The organism is Geodermatophilus sp. SYSU D00697, assembly GCF_054050175.1.
On record NZ_JBJGYV010000014.1, the window covers coordinates 65,727 to 84,329 of the forward strand.

At 73.9% G+C, this 18,603-nt stretch carries 19 protein-coding genes and 1 pseudogene; 1 reads left to right on the forward strand and 19 read right to left on the reverse strand.

The window, feature by feature from the left end; genetic code table 11:
• Positions 1-13: 13 nt before the first annotated feature.
• From ACI79C_RS13855 to ACI79C_RS13905, 11 genes and pseudogenes are all read right to left on the reverse strand, one after another.
• Positions 14-400 carry a VOC family protein gene (locus ACI79C_RS13855; protein WP_456946303.1) on the reverse strand — a complete coding sequence of 129 codons (387 nt, stop codon included), beginning with the start codon at positions 398-400 and terminating at the stop codon, positions 14-16.
• The gene (locus tag ACI79C_RS13860; RefSeq protein WP_456946244.1) at positions 400-696 is read right to left on the reverse strand and encodes an ArsR/SmtB family transcription factor; all 297 of its coding nucleotides are present in this window, start codon (positions 694-696) and stop codon (positions 400-402) included. Before ACI79C_RS13860 ends, ACI79C_RS13855 begins: the two co-directional genes overlap by 1 nt.
• A gap of 86 nt (positions 697-782) precedes the next feature.
• On the reverse strand, positions 783-1,556 hold the full coding sequence (locus tag ACI79C_RS13865; RefSeq protein ID WP_456946245.1) for a DUF4333 domain-containing protein: 774 nt from the start codon (positions 1,554-1,556) through the stop codon (positions 783-785).
• Between the two features lie 145 nt (positions 1,557-1,701).
• Positions 1,702-4,554, reverse strand: coding sequence for a DEAD/DEAH box helicase (locus ACI79C_RS13870; RefSeq protein WP_456946246.1), 2,853 nt, complete (start codon positions 4,552-4,554; stop codon positions 1,702-1,704).
• Positions 4,555-4,630: 76 nt separating this feature from the next.
• Positions 4,631-4,906 (reverse strand): hypothetical protein, encoded by a 276-nt coding sequence (locus ACI79C_RS13875; RefSeq protein ID WP_456946247.1) that lies wholly within the window; start codon positions 4,904-4,906, stop codon positions 4,631-4,633.
• 46 nt (positions 4,907-4,952) lie between these two features.
• A pseudogene (locus ACI79C_RS13880) lies at positions 4,953-5,501 on the reverse strand (diacylglycerol kinase family protein); the annotation flags it as partial.
• A gap of 74 nt (positions 5,502-5,575) precedes the next feature.
• On the reverse strand, positions 5,576-6,478 hold the full coding sequence (gene tatC / locus ACI79C_RS13885) for a twin-arginine translocase subunit TatC (protein ID WP_456946248.1): 903 nt from the start codon (positions 6,476-6,478) through the stop codon (positions 5,576-5,578).
• 88 nt (positions 6,479-6,566) lie between these two features.
• Positions 6,567-6,887 carry a Sec-independent protein translocase subunit TatA gene (tatA, locus tag ACI79C_RS13890; protein WP_456946249.1) on the reverse strand — a complete coding sequence of 107 codons (321 nt, stop codon included), beginning with the start codon at positions 6,885-6,887 and terminating at the stop codon, positions 6,567-6,569.
• A 92-nt stretch (positions 6,888-6,979) separates the two neighbouring features.
• Complete coding sequence (locus tag ACI79C_RS13895; RefSeq protein ID WP_456946250.1) at positions 6,980-7,177, reverse strand: hypothetical protein; 198 nt, start codon at positions 7,175-7,177, stop codon at positions 6,980-6,982.
• Positions 7,178-7,187: 10 nt separating this feature from the next.
• The gene (locus ACI79C_RS13900; protein ID WP_456946251.1) at positions 7,188-8,186 is read right to left on the reverse strand and encodes a helix-turn-helix transcriptional regulator; all 999 of its coding nucleotides are present in this window, start codon (positions 8,184-8,186) and stop codon (positions 7,188-7,190) included.
• 94 nt (positions 8,187-8,280) lie between these two features.
• Positions 8,281-9,261, reverse strand: coding sequence for a helix-turn-helix transcriptional regulator (locus ACI79C_RS13905; RefSeq protein WP_456946252.1), 981 nt, complete (start codon positions 9,259-9,261; stop codon positions 8,281-8,283).
• Positions 9,262-9,344: 83 nt separating this feature from the next.
• Here ACI79C_RS13905 and ACI79C_RS13910 point away from each other — a divergent pair, with 83 nt between their 5' ends.
• Positions 9,345-10,454, forward strand: coding sequence for a DUF3866 family protein (locus ACI79C_RS13910; protein ID WP_456946253.1), 1,110 nt, complete (start codon positions 9,345-9,347; stop codon positions 10,452-10,454).
• A 47-nt stretch (positions 10,455-10,501) separates the two neighbouring features.
• Here the strand turns inward: ACI79C_RS13910 and pafA are convergent, their stop codons facing one another.
• The 8 genes from pafA to arc form a co-directional block, all read right to left on the reverse strand.
• A complete protein-coding gene (gene pafA, locus ACI79C_RS13915) occupies positions 10,502-11,860 on the reverse strand; it encodes a Pup--protein ligase (protein ID WP_456946254.1) in 1,359 nt (452 codons plus the stop codon).
• A gap of 50 nt (positions 11,861-11,910) precedes the next feature.
• Positions 11,911-12,261 (reverse strand): hypothetical protein, encoded by a 351-nt coding sequence (locus ACI79C_RS13920; protein WP_456946255.1) that lies wholly within the window; start codon positions 12,259-12,261, stop codon positions 11,911-11,913.
• A gap of 13 nt (positions 12,262-12,274) precedes the next feature.
• On the reverse strand, positions 12,275-13,153 hold the full coding sequence (gene prcA / locus ACI79C_RS13925; RefSeq protein ID WP_456946256.1) for a proteasome subunit alpha: 879 nt from the start codon (positions 13,151-13,153) through the stop codon (positions 12,275-12,277).
• A 5-nt stretch (positions 13,154-13,158) separates the two neighbouring features.
• Positions 13,159-14,001 (reverse strand): proteasome subunit beta, encoded by an 843-nt coding sequence (gene prcB / locus ACI79C_RS13930; RefSeq protein WP_456946257.1) that lies wholly within the window; start codon positions 13,999-14,001, stop codon positions 13,159-13,161.
• Between the two features lie 118 nt (positions 14,002-14,119).
• Positions 14,120-14,551: an endonuclease domain-containing protein gene (locus tag ACI79C_RS13935; RefSeq protein WP_456946258.1), complete on the reverse strand. Its 432-nt coding sequence runs from the start codon at positions 14,549-14,551 to the stop codon at positions 14,120-14,122.
• Between the two features lie 198 nt (positions 14,552-14,749).
• A complete protein-coding gene (locus ACI79C_RS13940; protein ID WP_456946259.1) occupies positions 14,750-14,959 on the reverse strand; it encodes a ubiquitin-like protein Pup in 210 nt (69 codons plus the stop codon).
• 106 nt (positions 14,960-15,065) lie between these two features.
• On the reverse strand, positions 15,066-16,571 hold the full coding sequence (dop, locus tag ACI79C_RS13945) for a depupylase/deamidase Dop (protein WP_456946260.1): 1,506 nt from the start codon (positions 16,569-16,571) through the stop codon (positions 15,066-15,068).
• A gap of 216 nt (positions 16,572-16,787) precedes the next feature.
• Positions 16,788-18,560 carry a proteasome ATPase gene (arc, locus tag ACI79C_RS13950; RefSeq protein ID WP_456946261.1) on the reverse strand — a complete coding sequence of 591 codons (1,773 nt, stop codon included), beginning with the start codon at positions 18,558-18,560 and terminating at the stop codon, positions 16,788-16,790.
• Between the last annotated feature and the right edge of the window lie 43 nt (positions 18,561-18,603).

Consider the following 18,603-nt stretch of genomic DNA (forward strand, 5'->3'; position numbering starts at 1 on the left):
CGGTCGGGGGCGCCTACTTCAGGGCGGCGATCTGGATCAGGTTGCCGCAGGTGTCGTCGAAGACGGCGGTGACCACCGGCCCCAGGTCGGTCGCCTCCTGGGTGAACGCGACGCCCAGCCCCTTGAGCCGCTCCACCTCGGCGTACACGTCGTCGACGGCGAACTGGGTGAACGGGATGCCGTCGGCGACCAGGGCGTCCTTGAACGGGCGCGCCGCCGGGTGGCCGTCGGGCTCGAGCAGCAGCTCGACGCCGTCGGGGTCGGCGGGAGAGACGACGGTGAGCCAGCGGGCCTCGCCGGCGGGCACGTCGGTCTTCTTGGTGAACCCCAGCTTCTCGGTGTAGAAGGCCAGCGCCTTGGCCTGGTCGTCGACGAAGACGCTGGTGAGGTTGATGCGCATCACGGGGTCGGTCCCTCTCGGTCGATGGGCCACCGCTCGACGATCGACCGCAGCGGGCCCGTGTCGAGGTGGTGGAACTTGTACCGGCCCTGCCGCCGGGTGTGCACGAGGCCGGCCTGTTCGAGCACCGCGAGGTGCTGGGAGATCGCCTGGCGCGAGGAGGCCAGGCCGTGCTTCATGGTGAGCCGGCCGCAGATCTCGAACAGCGTCTGACCGTCCTGGTCGGTCAGCTCGTCGAGGATGGCGCGTCGCGTGGCGTCGCCGAGGGCCCGGAACAGGTCGGCCTCGGCGTCCACGGGGACCGTTATAGGCAAGCAGCTACTTGCCTGTCAAGCGGCGGCCGCACCGCCCGCGCCGGTCAGCGGCCGGCCGGGGCCAGCGGTCAGACGTCGGCCCACTCGTACTCGGCGTCCTCGGGGTCGGTGATGCGGATCTCGACGGTGACCTCCTCGCCGTCGGCGGTGACCCCGGTGCACCGGTAGACGGCGTCGTTCTCGACGACCATCTCCTGCGGGCAGCTCAGCTGCACCCCCACGCCGTAGTTCTCCTGGAACTGCTCGGCGACGTCGCGCTCGACGGCCGAGCGGTCCAGCACCCGGTCGCCGAGCAGCCGGGAGAGGACCACGGCGAGGACCAGCAGGACGGCGAGGGCGACCAGGCCACTGACCAGGCCGGTCCGGGACCTCCCCGGCTGACCGGCGGGCTCGGCCGGCGGCCCGTACGGCTGGCCGGGCGGGCCGTAGGGCTGCTGGCCGTAGGGCTGCTGCTGCCCGTACTGCGGAGCCCCGTAGGCGGGCTGCCCGTAGCCGGGCGGGCCGTAGCCGGGCTGCCCGTACGGCTGGCCGCCGGGGGGCGGGCTCCCGGCGGGCGGGCCGTACTGCCCGGGCGGCGGCTGACCCCACGGCTGACCCGGCTGCCCGGGCTGACCCCACGGCTGACCCGGCTGCCCGGGCTGACCCCACGGCTGGCCGGGCTGGTCGGGCTGACCCCACGGCTGGCCGGGCTGGTCGGGCGGCGGGGGCTGCTGACCGCCGTGGCCGCCGGGCGGGGGCGGGCCGTACCCGCCGGGCCGGCCGTACGGACCCGGCTGCTGCGACCCGGAGGGGCCGGGTTGGCCGTACTGCCCCGGCTGGCCACCCTGCGGTGGGTCGGTCATCGTCGCTCCTGCTCTCAGGTCGCCGGTCGGGCGGGACAGCGGGTCCCGGGGCGGGGAGATTGTGCACCACGGCGCGCCGCCGGGCGGTGGCCTCGCCGCAGGGCCCGCCGCGAGCCCGCGAGCGGTGGGCGGGCGGGGTCCTCCCTCAGCCGCCCACCGCCACCGCGACAACCCCGCGCCGGACCCGCTCCACCGCCCGGCGCGCGGTGGCGGCCACCGGGTCCTCGGCGCTCTTGGCCAGCTGGTCGAGCAGGTCGATCAGCTGCCGGGCCCAGCGCACGAAGTCCCCGCCGGAGAGCTCGGTGCCGGCCTGCTCCGCGCCGGCGAGCACGCGGTCGAGGTTCTGCCCGTCGGCCCACCGGTAGGCCGCCCAGGCGAAGCCGAGGTCGAGGTCCCGGGTGGCCGGCACGCCGTGGTCGAGCTCGACGTCCTGCAGCCGCGACCGGATCTGGCGCATCTCGCCGATCGCCGAGGCGACCTTGCCGGCCGGGATCGCCGGCTGCCCGGGGGTGTCCCGCCGCGCCTCGAACACCAGCGTGGAGACGGCGGCCGCCAGCTCCGCCGGGGTGAGGCCGCGCCACACCCCGGCGCGCACGCACTCGGCGACCAGCAGGTCGGCCTCCGACCAGATGCGGGCCAGCCGCCTGCCGTCGTCGGTGACCCGCGGGACGTCGTCCACCGCCGGGACCGCCTCGGTGTCGGCCGGGACCAGCGGGGCCACCTCCGGCACCAGGTACCCCAGCTCCTCGAGGACGTCGCAGGTGCGGTCGAACTGCCGGGTCAGGGAGCCGGTCCGCTCGGCCATCCTGCGGTGGGTGGCCTCGGCCTCCCGCACGGCGCGCAGCCAGCGCTCGGCCGCCCGCACCCGCTCCTCGCGGTCGGGCAGGGCGTGCACGGGGTGGTGGCGCAGCGCGCGGCGCAGGTCGTGCAGCACCGGGTCGTCGGCGGCCGCGGAGCGCTGCTTGACCCGCCGCGCGCCGAGGTCGTTCTCCACGCGGGCGTGACGCAGGGTCGCGGCGAGGTCCCGGCGCGCGTGCGGGCTGCGGTGGTTGAAGTTCTTCGGCACCCGGACCCGGGCCAGCGCGGTGACCGGGGTCGGGAAGTCGACGGTGCCCAGCCGCCCGGCCCACTTGTCCTCGGTGAGCACCAGCGGGCGCGGCTCGGCGAGGTCGGTGACGCCGGGGTCCAGGACCACGGCCAGGCCCTGGCGCCGCCCCGACGGGACCCGGATGACGTCGCCGGGCCGCAGCGCGGCCAGCGCGTCGCTGGCCTCCATCCGGCGCTTGGCCTGGGAGTCGCGGGAGAGCTCCTTCTCCCGGTCGGCGATCTGCTGGCGCAGCGCGGCGTACTCGCCGACGTCGCCCCCCTCGCTGCGCATCTCCGCCGCCCACCGCTCGGCGTCCCGCTCGTGCCGGGCCGCCGCCCGGGCCAGGCCGACCACCGAGCGGTCGGCCTGGAACTGGGCGAAGGAGGAGGCCAGCAGCTCGCGGGCCCGGGCCCGGCCGAAGGAGCCGACCAGGTTGACGGCCATGTTGTAGCTGGGCCGGAACGAGGACCTCAGCGGGTAGGTGCGGGTGCTGGCCAGCCCGGCGACCACCGAGGGGTCCATGCCCGGGGCCCACACGACGACGGCGTGGCCCTCGACGTCGATGCCGCGGCGACCCGCGCGGCCGGTGAGCTGGGTGTACTCCCCCGGCGTGACGTCGACGTGGGCCTCGCCGTTCCACTTGACCAGCCGCTCCAGGACGACGGTGCGCGCGGGCATGTTGATGCCCAGCGCGAGGGTCTCGGTGGCGAAGACGGCCTTGACCAGGCCGCGGACGAAGCACTCCTCGACGGTCTCCTTGAACGCCGGGACCAGGCCGGCGTGGTGGGCGGCCAGGCCCGCCAGCAGGCCCTCGCGCCACTCCCAGAAGCCGAGGACGTGCAGGTCCTCCTCCGGCAGCGAGCCGGTGCGCTCGTCGATGACCTGCGCGATCTCCGACCGCTCCCGCTCGTCGGTGAGCCGCAGCCCGGCACGCAGGCACTGGTCGACGGCGGCGTCGCAGCCGTTGCGGCTGAAGACGAAGGTGATCGCCGGCAGCAGGCCGGCGCGGTCGAGCCGCTCGATCACGTCCGGGCGGGCCGGCGGCCGGTAGCGGGGCTTGTGCCAGTCGCGGTCGCGGTCCCGGCGGGAGCCGCCGTTGCCGCCGCCCCAGCTGTCCAGCCGCCGCTCGTGCTCGCGCACGTAGCGGACCAGCTCGGGGTCGACGACGCTGGCGCCGCGCTCGCGGGTGGACTGCCCGCGCGGGTTCTCCCCCTGCTCGGCGGCGTGCGCGGCCGGGCGCAGGCTGAACAGGTCGAACACCCGGTTGCCGACCAGCATGTGCTGCCACAGCGGGATCGGCCGGACCTCGCTGACCACGACCTTCGTGTGGCCGCGGACGGTGACCAGCCAGTCGGCGAACTCCTCGGCGTTGCTCACCGTCGCCGACAGCGACACCAGGGTCACCGACTGCGGGAGGTGGATGATCACCTCCTCCCAGACCGCGCCGCGGAAGCGGTCGGCCAGGTAGTGCACCTCGTCCATGACGACGTAGCCGAGGCCGTCGATCGCCGGGGACTCCGCGTAGAGCATGTTGCGCAGCACCTCGGTGGTCATCACGACCACCGGGGCGTCGCCGTTGATGGCGTTGTCGCCGGTGAGCAGGCCGACCTTCGCCTCGCCGTAGCGCTCGACCAGGTCGTTGTACTTCTGGTTGGACAGCGCCTTGATCGGCGTCGTGTAGAAGGCCTTGCGCCCCTCGGCCAGCGCCTTGTGGACGGCGAACTCCCCGACGACGGTCTTGCCCGCACCGGTCGGCGCGCAGACCAGCACGCCCGCGCCCTGGTCGAGCGCCTCGCACGCCTCCACCTGGAACGGGTCGAGGGAGAACCCCAGGTCGGCGGTGAAGTCGGCCAGCGTGGGGTGGGCGCTGCGCCGCCGGGCAGCCGCGTACCGCTCAGCGGGGCTGGACATGGCTCCACGTTAGGCCGACGGAACGGCATCGGCTCGGCCGCCCCGGCGATGGCCGGGGGACCTGATGACGGCGCGGTCAGGCGCGGCCGGTACCCACCACCCGCAGCGCCCCGGGCACGCACACGCTGGCCGCGGGCAACGGGGCGACCGGCTCCCCGTCGGCGTAGGTGGTCGGCCCCTCCCCCGCCAGCTCCACCCGGGCGGCCCGGTGCACGGTGACGGCCGGGTGCTCGACGTGGGTGCCGGCGGTCAGCCGCGGCCGGGTGGCCACCAGTTCGCGGCGGCCGACCGGACCGACGACGGTGACGTCGAACCGCCCGTCGGCGGGGTCGGCGGCCGGGCACACCCGCATCCCCCCCGCCGTAGCAGGGCGTGTTGCCGACGGCGACCAGGGTGACCGGCAGGGTGCGCGCGGTGCCGTCGAGGGTGAGGGTCAGCGCGAGCGGCCGCAGCCGGGCCAGCTCGGCGAGGATGGCCACGTCGTAGCGGCGCGGACCGCGCGGCCACCGCAGCCGGTTGGCCCGGTCGGTGACCGCGGAGTCGAACCCGCAGCACAGCACGGTGGCCCACCAGCGCCCGCCGGTGCGGCCGGCGTCGACGGTGCGCACCCGCCCGGCGCGCAGGTCCTCGGCGGCGGCCCGCGCGGCGGCGACCGGCTCGCGGGGCGTGCCGAGGGCCAGGGCGAGGTCGTTGCCGGTCCCGGCCGGGAGCACCGCCAGCGGGACGGCGGTGCCCGCGACCGCCTGCAGGCCCGCGTGCGCGGCGCCGTCCCCGCCGACGGCCACGACCGCGGCGGCGCCCTCGGCGACCGCCGCGGCGGCCTGCTCCTCGGCGGCAGCCCGGGTGGTCGCGGGCAGCACGGACGGCTGCAGTCCGGCCGCGCGCAGCTCGGCGAGCACGGCGGTGGCTGCCTTCCGGGCCCGGCCCCGGCCGGCCGCGGGGCTCACCAGGACGGCGACCTGCCTGCCGGCCGCCCCGCGGAGGTCCGGGACGGGGCCCTTCCCGGGCAGGGGGACCTCGCTCAGCCGCGGGTACGGGCGGCCGGGCCGTCGGCCGGCGCGGGGACGTCGTCCTCCCGGCCCGGGCCGTCGTAGGGCGTCGGCGTGGCGTCCAGCTGCGAGGGCGTCGCGTCCAGCGGGGAGGCCTCGTCGTCGCCGAGGTCGTGGAAGTGTTCGACGGCCGCCCGCTTGGCCCGCCGCCGGTCGACGAAGCGGGCGATCTGGATGGCCAGCTCGAACAGCACGATCATCGGGCCGGCCATCAGGAGCATCGTGAACGGGTCCTGCGTGGGGGTGATGAACGCGGCGAAGACGACGGTGAGGAAGAAGATCCAGCGCCGGCTCTTGCGCAGCACCTCGTAGCTGAGGACGCCGACCAGGTTGAGGGCGACGGCGACCAGCGGCACCTCGAAGCTGACGCCGAAGGCGACCAGCAGGGAGAGCACGAACCCGATGTAGTCCTGGGCGGTCAGCGCGACCACCACGCCGTCGCCGGCCAGGCTCAGCAGCAGCTCCAGGCCCGCCGACAGCGAGATGTAGGCCAGCACCGCGCCCAGGGCGAACAGCGCCGTCGAGACCGTGACGAAGGTGATCCCGTACCGCTTCTCGTTGCGCTTGAGACCCGGGGTGATGAACGCCCACAGCTGGTAGAGCCACACCGGCGCCGACAGCACCGCGCCGGCCAGCAGGCTCACCTTGAGCCGGATGAAGACGCCGCCGAAGACGTCGGTGATCAGCAGGCCGCAGGTGTCGTCGGCCCCCTGCCCGAAGCGCAGCTCGCCGGGGAGTCCGCAGTACGGCGCGCGGATGAACTCACCGAGGCCGTGGGAGTACCACCAGAAGGCGAACCCGGCGGCCAGCAGCAGCGCCAGCAGCGCCTTGGCGACCCGGTTGCGCAGCTCGGTGAGGTGCGCGATGAGCGACATGGTCGCCTGGGGGTCCCGCGGGCGACGGCGTCGCCGCAGACGGGACCGGCGCGGGCCCTGCTCGCTCATCGTGGTGCCGGAGGTCGGGTCAGCGGCTGCTGTCGGCCGAGCCGCTCTGCTGGGCGGCGCGGGCCCGCAGCTCGGCGGCCCGGGCCTCCGCGGCCCGCGCCTCGGCCTCGAGGGCGGTGGCGTCGGGGCCGGCCGGGGGCAGCACCTCGCCGCGCACGGGGGTGGTCTTGGCGGCGTCCTTGGTGCGGACGTCGTCGTCCTTCATGCCCTTCATCTCGCCCTTGAAGATGCGCAGCGAGCGGCCCAGCGAGCGCGAGGCGTCCGGCAGCTTCTTGTAGCCGAAGAGCAGCAGGATGGCCAGGATGATCAGGCCGATCTCCAACGGGCCGAGTCCGGCCATGACGGTCCTCCTGGGGATGCGGTGGCGTCCACGATGCTACGTGGCGAACCCTGCTGCGTGGTCCCCCGAAGCGGGGGGGCGCGTCCGGCCGGTCAGCGGCCGGTGCCGCCGACCTCCGCGGCGCGCGCCGCGGTGGCCTGCGCGTCGGTGAGGACCGGCCGCAGGTCCCGCTCCAACGCCGCGACCTCACGGCGCAGCCGCGAGATCGCGCCGAACAGGCCGTGGGCCAGCGCGCCGAGGACCACGAGGGCCAGGACGGCGACGGCGATCCAGACGAACAGCAGCAGCACGCCTGCGACCCTAGTCCCCGGACCTGTCCGGGGACTGTCCGTCGGATGGATAGTGGGCGAGCGCGGCGCGGGCGTCGGCGGCCACCTCCGCGGCCAGCTCGGCCGGCTCGTCGACGGTGGCGGCGCCGCCGAGGGAGGCCACGAGCCGGCGCGCCCAGGCCACGTCCGCGGTGCGGACGGCGACGGCCAGCCCGCCGGGCGGGTCGTCGACCTCCCGCACGTCCTCGACCGGGTAGTACTCGGCCACCCAGCGGGCGGTGCGGGCCAGCCGCAGCCGCACCACCGGCGACCCGGGCTCGGGTTGGTACAGGCCCGCGTCGAGGTCGCGCAGGTGCACCCCCGGCGGCGGCGCGGCGGGCTCGTCGAGGACCCGGACGTCGTCGATCCGGTCCAGCCGGAACAGCCGGACCCCGGCGACCTCGCGCGACCAGGCCTCGAGGTACCAGCGGCCGTCGACCAGCAGCAGCCGCAGCGGGTCGACGGTGCGCTCGGTCCGTTCGTCGCGGGTGGGCACGTAGTAGTGCAGGTGCAGGGCGCGCCTGCGTTCGAGCCCCTCCCGGACGACGGCCAGGGCCTGCTCCCGGGCGTCGACCGACAGCGCCACGGGGGTGACCCGCTCGCCGGCGTGCCCGGCGGCCGCCGACACCTTGGCCAGCGCCCGGCTGACCGCCTCCTGCTCGGCCAGGCCCGGCAGCTCGAGCAGCGTCTTCAGGGCGACCACCAGGGCGACCGCCTCGTCGGTGGTCAGCCGCAGCGGGCGGACCATCCCCGCGGTGAAGGTGACCCGCACCCGGTCGCCCTCGAAGGCCAGGTCGATGAGGTCACCGGGGCCGTAGCCGGGCAGCCCGCACATCCACAGCAGCTCGAGGTCGCGGCGCAGCTGCCGCTCGGGGACGCCGAAGTCGCGGGCCACCTCGGCCAGCGGCACGCCCTCGGGGCGCGCCGTGAGGTACGGGACCAGCGACAGCAGCCGCGTCATCCGCTCGGTCGTGGTGGGGGCGCTGGTCATGCCGCCGCCCTCATGCCGCCGCCCTCATGCCGTCGCCCTCGTGCCGCCGCCCTCGTGCCGCCGCCCTCATGCCGCCGCCCTCATGCCGCCGCCCTCATGCCATCGCCGCCAGCCGGGTCAACCGCTCGACGACGGCCCGGCGCACCTCGGCCGGCGCCTCCACCACCACGTCGGCCCCGTAGGCGGCCAGCTGGTCGGCCAGCCGCATCGGCTCGGTGGTGCGGAGCTGCAGCAGGTCCCAGTCCTCGCCGTCGTCGCCGCGGGCCGGGCCGAGGGGCACCGCGTGCCGGCGCAGGCCGATCGCCGCGCCGGGCCGGGCGCGGACCACCACCAGCTGCTCCTCCCCACCGAACTGACCGGCGACCATCGCCGCCAGGTCGACGTCCTCGGGCGGCTCGAAGGCGCCGGCCGGGCCGACCGCGCGCGGTGTGCCCACGACCCGGGAGAGCCGGAACACCCGCGGCGCCCGCCGGTCGAGGTCCAGGCCGCCGAGGTACCAGCGGCCGTGCCAGGCCACCACCCCCCAGGGCTGCACGTGCCGGCGGGCCGGCGTGTCCTCGTCGGGGCGGCGGTAGTCGAACTCCAGCGCCCGGCGGTCGCGGGCCGCGGCGTAGCAGGGCTCGAAGGCCGGCTCGTCGGAGTCCAGCCGCGGGCGCAGCGGCAGCGCCCGGCCGGTGTCGACGTCCACCCCGGCGGCCTTGAGCTTGACCAGCGCGCTCTGCGCCGCACCGGCCAGCTGCGCGGACTCCCACAGCCGCAGCGCCAGGCCGACCGCGGCGGCCTCCTCGCCGGTCAGGGTGATCTCCGGCAGCTCGTAGTCGGCGCGCGCGATGCGGTAGCCGTCCTCGGTGTCGAAGGCGCTGGTGCGGCCGGTCTCGAGCGGCACGCCCATCTCGCGCAGCTCGGCCTTGTCCCGCTCGAACATCCGCTTGAACGCCTCGTCGGCGCGCGCGGTGCCGTCGTCGGGCTCGTAGCCGGGCACCGTGGCCCGGATCTTCGCCGCGGTCACGTACTGCCTGGTCCCGAGCAGGGCGATGACCAGGTTCACCAGCCGCTCCGCCCGCTTCGCCGCCACGCGCCCAGGCTAGTCATTCGCCGGGGCGTCGGGGTGGGTCGACCAGCAGGGCGACCGGCGAGCGGTCTGGCTAGCCTGCCCGCGTGGGGGAAGCGACTTCGACGCAGCAGCGGATCCGGTGGCGACGCGGGACGGTGACCGCCCTGGGCCGGTCCTGGCGGGACGCCCAGGAACTGACCGTCCAGGTCACCGACGACGGCGAGGTGCGGGCGCTGGCGCACCCGTCGCTGGTCGGGGTCCCCGAGGTCGGGGACACGGTGCTGCTCAACACCACCGCGTGGGCACAGCGCCTGGGCACCGGCGGGTACGCCCTCGTCGTCGCCGTCCCCGACCGGCTGCCGCCGGACCCCGTGGGCCCCGGGCACCTGGTCAAGGCCCGCTACACGCCGCTGCAGGTCACGGTGCAGGGCGTCGACGAGCAGGAGACCGAGCACCACGTGACCATCGCCGAGGCCGAGGACCTCGGCGGCATGCCCGTCGTCGTCGCGGACCTGCACTCGGCGCTGCCGGCGGTGCTGATCGGCGTCCTGGCCACCGATCCGGACCTCAAGGTCGCCTACGTCATGACCGACGGCGGGGCGCTGGTCGCCGGGTTCTCCCGGACGCTCTCGGCGCTGGCGCCGTCGCTGGCCGGGGTGGTCACGGTGGGCCAGGCCTTCGGCGGCGACGTCGAGGCGGTCACCCTGCACACCGGGCTGCTCGCGGCCCGGCACGTGCTCGGCGCCGACGTGGCGATCGTGACCCAGGGGCCGGGCAACCTCGGCACCGGCACGCCGTGGGGGTTCTCGGGGGTGGCCGCCGGTGAGGCATGCAACGCGGTGTCGGTGCTCGGGGGCCTCCCGGTCGGTGCGCTGCGGATCTCCGACGCCGACCTGCGGCCGCGCCACCGAGGGGTCTCCCACCACTCGCTCACCGCGTTCGGGCGGGTGGCCCTGGCCGGGGTGACGTTGGTGGCGCCGCGGGGGCTCGGGTCCGAGCTCGGGGGCCAGGTCGAGGAGGACCTCGCCGGTCAGCCCGAGCGCAACCCGGTGGTGTGGATGGACGTCGAGGGCCTGGAGGACGCGCTGGGGCTGTCCCCCGTGCCGCTGTCGACGATGGGCCGCGGGTGGCCCGAGGAGCGCGCCTACTTCCTCGCCGCGGCCGCCGCGGGCCGGTACGCCGCGCTGCAGGTGCCGCTGCCCGACGACGCATGAGCGGAGGGTGGGAGACGAGGTCTGCTCGTCTCCCACCCCGCCGGTGCTCACATGCTGGCGATGAGCTTGTCGACCCGCTCGTCGACGGCCTTGAACGGGTCCTTGCACAGCACGGTGCGCTGGGCCTGGTCGTTGAGCTTGAGGTGCACCCAGTCGACGGTGAAGTCGCGGCGCTTCTCCTGGGCCCGCCGGATGAACTCACCGCGCAGCCGGGCACGGGTGGTCTGCGGCGGCACGTTCTTGGCCTCGAACACCCGCGGCTCGTGGGCCACCCGGTCGACGGCGTTGTTGCGCTCGAGCAGGTAGTACAGGCCCCGCCGGCGGCTGATGTCGTGGTAGGCGAGGTCCATCTGCGCGATCCGCGGGTGCGACAGCGGGAGGTCCCGCTTGGCCCGGTAGCGCTCGATCATCGTATACTTGGTGGCCCAGTCGATCTCGCGGTCGATCAGCGAGAGGTCGCCGGAGTCGACGGCCTTGAGCACCCGGCCCCACAGCTCGAGCATCTGCCGGTGCACCGGGCCGAAGCCCTCGCGGTCGACGAACTCCGCGGCGCGGCTGTGGTACTCGGACTGGATCTCCAGCGCCGACATCTCCTTGCCGTTGGCCAGCCGGACCTTGCGCCGTCCGGTCATGTCGTGGCTGATCTCCCGGATGGCGCGGATGGGGTTCTCCAGCGCCATGTCCTTGATCGGGACGCCGGCCTCGATCATCCGCAGCACCAGGTCGGTGACGGCGACCTTGAGCAGCGTCGTCGTCTCGTTCATGTTGGAGTCGCCGACGATGACGTGCAGCCGCCGGTAGCGCTCGGCGTCGGCGTGCGGCTCGTCGCGGGTGTTGATGATCGGCCGGGAGCGGGTGGTCGCCGAGGAGACGCCCTCCCAGATGTGCTCGGCGCGCTGGCTGACGCAGTAGATCGCGCCGCGCGGGGTCTGCAGCACCTTGCCGGCGCCGACGACGATCTGCCGGCTGACGAGGAACGGGATCAGGACGTCGGCCAGCCGGCTGAACTCCCCGTGCCGGCCGACCAGGTAGTTCTCGTGGCAGCCGTAGCTGTTGCCGGCCGAGTCGGTGTTGTTCTTGAACAGGTAGATGTCGCCGGTGACGCCCTCCTCGGCCAGCCGCTGCTCGGCGTCGACCAGCAGCCCCTCGAGGATCCGCTCGCCGGCCTTGTCGTGCACGACCAACTCGGTGAGGTCGTCGCACTCGGCGGTGGCGTACTCGGGGTGGCTGCCGACGTCGAGGTAGAGCCGGGAGCCGTTGCGCAGGAACACGTTGGAGCTGCGCCCCCACGACACCACGCGGCGGAACAGGTAGCGCGCCACCTCGTCCGGGGACAGCCGACGCTGCCCGCGGAAGGTGCACGTGACGCCGTACTCGGTCTCGATGCCGAAGATCCGTCGTTCCACGATCCGACTCTAGGCGCCGACACCGACACTGGCCCGGTCGCCGCGCGCGGCTACTCCCGCCGCTCGTCCAGCCGGCGCAACAGGTCGTCGGCGGCCTCGGCGATCGCCGCGTGGTCGTTCTGCGTCGCCCGCTGCTTCGCGTGGACGAGCGCGGCCCGGTTGACCCGCGAGAAGTCGCCGTAGGGGAACGCGTAGCGCTTCTTGGTGTCCGCGGAGGCGTCCGGGTCGACGGCCAGGTGCCAGGTCCCGTAGCCGTCGTGCCCGTGGGCCCCGATCTCGTCGTTCTCCTCGGCCGCCGAGGGCGCCGCGTCCGACCACTCGGTGTCGGCATCGACGGTGCCGGCGTCGATGAGCCGGCGGGCCTGGTCCACGCCGGCCCGGTGCACCCGGTACTCGGGCACCTGGCCTCCCCTGTCAGGTGGTGGGCGACTGTCCTCCGCTGCCCGCGGTGCCGCCGGTGTCGGGGGCGGTCGGCTCGCCGAGGCCGGCCGGCGCGCCGGGGGCCGGCGTGCTGGGCGTGTGCGCGGCGGTGTGCGGCTCCTCGACGGTCTCGGCGGCGGTCTGGGCCGCCGCGCTGTCGCCGCGGTCCAGCAGCGTGTGCAGCGCGGCGCCGACCACCCGGCGGAAGGCCCGCTTGGGCCGGCGGCGGTCGAGGACGGCGACCTCGAGCTGCTCGGCGGTCAGCAGCGACGGGCCGCTGCCGTTGCCGCCGCTGGTGGCCGGGCTGACCGCCGACAGGGCCTGGACGCCGACCTTGAGCGCCTCGGCGAGGGTCATGCCGGGCAGGTAGTGCTCCCGCAGGTTCGCGCTGACGGCCTCGGCCTGGCCGCCCATGACCACGAAGTCCGGCTCGTCGACGACCGAGCCGTCGAAGGTCAGCCGGAAGAGCTGGTCGGACTCCGGCGTGTCGCCCACCTCGGCGACGCACAGCTCCACCTCGTAGGGCTTCATCTGCTGGGTGAAGATCTCGCCGAGGGTCTGCGCGTAGGCGTTGGCGATCACCCGGCCGGTGACGTCGCGCCGGTTGTAGGAGTAGCCGCGGACGTCGGCCAGCCGCACGCCGGCGACCCGCAGGCTCTCGAACTCGCTGTACCGGCCGACGGCGGCGAAGCCGATGCGGTCGTAGAGCTCGCCGACCTTGTGCAGCGTGGAGCTGGGGTTCTCGGCGATGAACAGCACACCGTCGGCGTAGGTCACCACGGCGACGCTGCGACCGCGGGAGATGCCCTTGCGGGCGTACTCCGAGCGGTCGCGCATCAGCTGCTCGGGCGAGGCGTAGTACGGCATGGTCATGGCGATCAGCCCTGCCCCTCGGCGGCGGCCCGCTCGTCGGTGATGGTCTTCGCGACGGCGGCGACCTCGTCGTCGCTGAGCCGGATCGCGCCCTCGGCGTCGACCCGGTAGACGATCGGGTACAGCCGGCGCACCGGGTCGGGACCACCGGTCGCGGAGTCGTCGTCGGCCGCGTCGTACAGCGCCTCGACGAGGGAGCGTGTGGCGGCGTCCCCGTCGAGCCCCGGCCGCCAGGTCTTCTTCAGCGAGTTGCGGGCGAACAGCGAGCCCGAGCCCACCGCGGCATAGCCGCGCTCCTCGTAGTTCCCACCGGTGACGTCGTAGCTGAAGATGCGCCCCGGGGTGGTGTCGGGCGCGGCGTCGAGGTCGAAGCCCGCGAACAGCGGGACGACGGCCAGGCCCTGCAGCGCGGCGCCGAGGTTGCCGCGGATCATCTGCGCCAGCCGGTTGGCCTTGCCGTCGAGGGACAGCGTCAGGCCCTCGATCTTCTCGTAGTGCTCGAGCTCGACCTGGTAGAGCTTCACCATCTCGATGGCGATGCCCGCGGCCCCGGCGATGCCGATGACCGACCAGGCGTCGGCCGGGTAGACCTTCTCGATGTCCCGGCTGGAGATCAGGTTGCCCATGGTGGCGCGCCGGTCGCCTCCCATGAGGACGCCGCCGGCGTAGGTGACCGCGACGATCGTCGTCCCGTGCGGGGTGATGTCACCGACCGGGATCTGGGGCACCGGACGGCGACCGGGCAGCAGGTCGGGCGCGGTGACCGCGAGGAAGTCGGTGAACGAGGAGCCCACCCGGTCCAGGTAGGCGGGCGGGAACCCGCTCCGACCAGCTGACGACTCGTTCACCCATCCGCCTCTCCCGCCGCACGTTGACGGCGTTCCCCGCTGCTCCGCGATCCCAGCGACGACCTGCCGGCAGGCCGCCCGTGCGGCGTCACTGCGACCCTACCGGCGGTCCCCGACGTCAGCCGTCGGTGCCGCCGGGCCGGACGACGAAGGTCTCCTGGAGCCGCCTCAGTGCCTGTACCTCGCGGTGTCCTCGGATGTGGAAGGCGGCAGTGTGGAGGAGCGCCGGGTCGTCTCGGGACGAGCCCAGTCCGTGGTTGCACCGCTGGCAGAGGAGCTGGCGCGTCACGCCCGACCCGTGGTCGTGGTCCAGGTGCCGCGGTTCCTGGTCGCCACAGATGGCGCACCGGTCACCCTGCGACGCCCGCATCTGGGCGACGTCGACCTCGGAGATGCCGTGCGTGCGCAACCAGTGTGCGGTGCTGTTGGCCTCGTTGTGGCAGGCCTTGCACCTACTGCCGAAGCCGGAAGGCGTGCAGGCGCTCTGGACGTGGTCCTCGACGGGGACCGCCTGCTTGCACCTCGGACACCAGCGAGAGCCCTCGGGCACCCAGGAGTGGTCGCGAACGTCCTCGCCCGGCGCCTGTCCCGGTACCAGCGGTCGCTGCGTTCCCCGGTTGCAGTTCAGGCAGTGGAACGACAACCCGTCGGGCAGGGATCGATCACGACCGAAGGCGGCGACGGGCCTTGTCTCGCCGCACCGCGGGCACCTCTGACTGCCCGTCCGTTGCGGAGAGTCAGGAGGTGGTCACTCCCCGCCCTTCTGCACGTAGGACCGAACGAACTCCTCGGCGTTCTCCTCGAGCACCTCGTCGATCTCGTCCAGGATCGAGTCGACGTCCTCGGTCATCTCCTTGTGGCGCTCGGCGACCTCGGTGTCGACCGAGGCCTCGACGTCCTCGGTCTCCTCGCGGGTGCGCGTGGTGCGCTGCTGACCGCCGGTGTCCCTCGTGGCCATGGGTGCCTCCAGGTCGCTGTGTGGCAGGTGCCGTGAGCAGAAGTTACCCGCGAGGGGTGACGAACGGGTGTCGACGGGCAGGCGCCAACGACGACGCGGGAGGGGCTCAGCCGCCGGTGATCGTGTCGACCAGCTCCTGCGCCGAGGACGTCGACTCGAACAGCGCACCCACGTGGTCGCGGGTCCCGCGCAGGGGTTCCATGGTCGGGATCCGCACCAGGTTCTCCCGCCCGAGGTCGAACACCACCGAGTCCCACGAGGCGGCCGCCACCTGGGCCGGGTAGCGGCGCAGGCACTCGCCCCGGAAGAAGGCGCGGGTGTCGGTGGGCGGGCGCACCATGGCCCGCGTCACCTCCTCGTCGCTGAGCATCCGCTGCATCGACCCGCGGGCCACCAGCCGGTGGTAGAGCCCCTTCTCCGGCCGCACGTCGGAGTACTGCAGGTCGACCAGGTGCAGCCGGGAGTCGCCCCAGCCCAGCCCGTCGCGGGTGCGGTAGCCCTCCAGCAGCCGCAGCTTGGCCGGCCAGTCGAGCCGGTCGGCGCAGCGCATCGGGTCGGCGGCGAGGTCCTCGAGCACCTCGGCCCACCGGCGCAGCACGTCGGCGGTCTGCTCGTCGCCGTCCTCGCGGCGGTCGACGTGCCGCTGCGCCATCTCCAGGTAGGCCTGCTGGACCTCCAGCGCGGTCATCCGCCGTCCGTCGCGCAGCCGTACCTGCTGGGTCAGCGACGGGTCGTGGCTGATCGCCTGCAGCGCCTCCACCGGCTCCTCGAGGGAGAGGTCCTGGGTCAGCGTCCGCGCCTCGATCATGGCCAGCACCAGCGACGTCGTCCCCACCTTGAGGTAGGTCGACAGCTCGGCGAGGTTGGCGTCGCCGATGATCACGTGCAGCCGGCGGTACTTGTCGGCGTCCGCGTGCGGCTCGTCCCGGGTGTTGATGATCGGCCGCTTGAGCGTCGTCTCCAGCCCCACCTCGACCTCGAAGAAGTCCGCGCGCTGCGAGAGCTGGAAGCCCTGGGTGCGGCCCTCGGTGCCGATGCCGACCCGGCCGGAGCCGGCGAAGACCTGGCGGGTGACGAAGAACGGGATCAGCCCGCGGATGATGTCGAGGAACGGCGTCCGCCGGTCCATCAGGTAGTTCTCGTGGGCGCCGTACGAGGCGCCCTTGCCGTCGGTGTTGTTCTTGTACAGCTGGATCGGCTGGGTGCCCGGGACGCGCGCGGCCCGCCGGGCGGCCTCGGCCATCACCTGCTCCCCCGCCTTGTCCCAGAGGACGACGTCGCGCGGGTTGGTGACCTCCGGCGTCGAGTACTCCGGGTGGGCGTGGTCGACGTAGAGCCGCGCGCCGTTGGTGAGGATGACGTTGGCCATCCCGGAGTCCTCGTCGAGGTCGTTGTGGTCGAGGGCCTGGGCCGGCGACAGGTCGAACCCGCGGGCGTCGCGCAGCGGGGACTCCTCCTCGAAGTCCCACCGCGGCCGGCGCGGCGTCGGCGCCTCGGCCACCGCCCAGGCGTTCACCACCTGGCTGGACAGGGTGGTCGGGTTCGCCGTCGGCTGCCCGGGCACCGAGATGCCGTACTCGACCTCGGTGCCCATGACCCGCCGCACGCTCATGCGCCAACCCTAGGCCGCCTCGCCGACGGGCGTCCGGGGCCGCCCCCGTGCCCCCGGACGGCGGCGGCCCGGCCCCCGCCGGGACGGGGACCGGGCCTGGTGACGTGCTGGAACGGCCCTGCTGCACGGCCCGCCCCCCGCAGGGGCCCGCCGCGAGCTTGCGAGCGGCGGGGGCAGGTGGTGTTCTCCGAGGCGCGGGGGCAGCAGGTCCTTCTGCTACAGGTACTGGCCGGTGTTGGTCGCGGTGTCGATGGCGCGGCCGGACTCGGTGCCCTTGCCGCTGATGAGCGTGCGGATGTAGACGATCCGCTCGCCCTTCTTGCCCGAGATCCGCGCCCAGTCGTCGGGGTTGGTGGTGTTGGGCAGGTCCTCGTTCTCCTTGAACTCGTCCAGGCACGCCGCCATCAGGTGGCCGACCCGCAGCCCACCGCCGGGCCCGGCCTCCAGCCGCTCCTTGATGGCCATCTTCTTGGCGCGGTCGACGATGTTCTGCAGCATCGCGCCGGAGTTGAAGTCCTTGAAGTACAGGACCTCCTTGTCGCCGTTGGCGTAGGTCACCTCGAGGAAGCGGTTCTCCTCGCTCTCGGTGTACATGCGCTCGACGGTGCGCTGGATCATCCCGGCGATCGTGGCCTCGCGGCTGCCGCCGTGCTCGGCGAGGTCGTCGGGGTGGATCGGCAGCGAGGTGGTCAGGTACTTGCTGAAGATGTCGCGGGCGGCCTCCGCGTCCGGCCGCTCGATCTTGATCTTCACGTCCAGCCGGCCCGGCCGCAGGATCGCCGGGTCGATCATGTCCTCGCGGTTGGAGGCGCCGATGACGATGACGTTCTCCAGGCCCTCGACGCCGTCGATCTCGCTGAGCAGCTGCGGGACGATCGTGCTCTCCACGTCGGAGGACACCCCCGACCCGCGGGTGCGGAAGATCGAGTCCATCTCGTCGAAGAAGACGATGACCGGCGTGCCCTCGCTGGCCTTCTCCCGGGCCCGCTGGAACACCAGCCGGATGTGCCGCTCGGTCTCCCCGACGTACTTGTTGAGCAGCTCGGGGCCCTTGATGTTGAGGAAGTAGGACTTGGCCGCGTTCTCGCCGCGGACCGCCGCCACCTTCTTGGCCAGGGAGTTGGCGACCGCCTTGGCGATCAGCGTCTTGCCGCAGCCGGGCGGGCCGTAGAGCAGGATGCCCTTGGGCGGGCGCAGCTCGTACTCGCGGAACAGGTCGGCGTGCAGGAACGGCAGCTCGACGGCGTCCCGGATCTGCTCGATCTGCCGGGCGAGGCCACCGATGTCGCCGTAGTCGATGTCGGGGACCTCCTCGAGGATGAGCTCCTCGACCTCGCTCTTGGGGATCCGCTCGTAGACGTAGCCCGAGCGGGTCTCCAGCAGCAGCGAGTCACCGCTGCGCAGCGGCTGACCGGTCAGCGAGTCGGCCAGGTAGACGACCCGCTCCTCGTCGGTGTGGCCGATCACCAGCGCGCGCGGCGTCACGCCGTCGATCGGCTCCAGGAGCTCCTTGAGCATGACGATGTCGCCGGCGCGCTCGAAGCCGCACGCCTCGACGACGTTCATCGCCTCGTTGAGCATGACCTCCTGGCCGTGCTGCAGCGCCTCGACGTCCACCGCCGGGGAGACCGACACGCGCAGCTTGCGGCCGCCGGTGAAGACGTCGACCGTGCCGTCCTCGTGGCGGGTCAGGAAGACGCCGTAGCCCGACGGGGGCTGGCCGAGCCGGTCCACCTCCTCCTTGAGCGTCACCAGCTGCTCGCGCGCCTCGCGCAGCGTGGCGGCGAGCTTGTCGTTGCGCTCGGAGAGGAACGCGGCGCGGCCCTCCGCCTCGGCGATCCGCTCCTCCAGCGCCCGCACCTGGCGGGGGCTGTCGGCGACCTTGCGACGCAGGAGACCGATCTCCTCCTCGAGGTAGGAGATCTGGCTGAGCAGAGCAGAGACGTCGCGTTCACGCCGCGCTCGGAACTCGTCGGGACCCAGGCCCATCGCGCACCTCCGCACACATCGGGAGAGCCAGGAGGCAAATCTA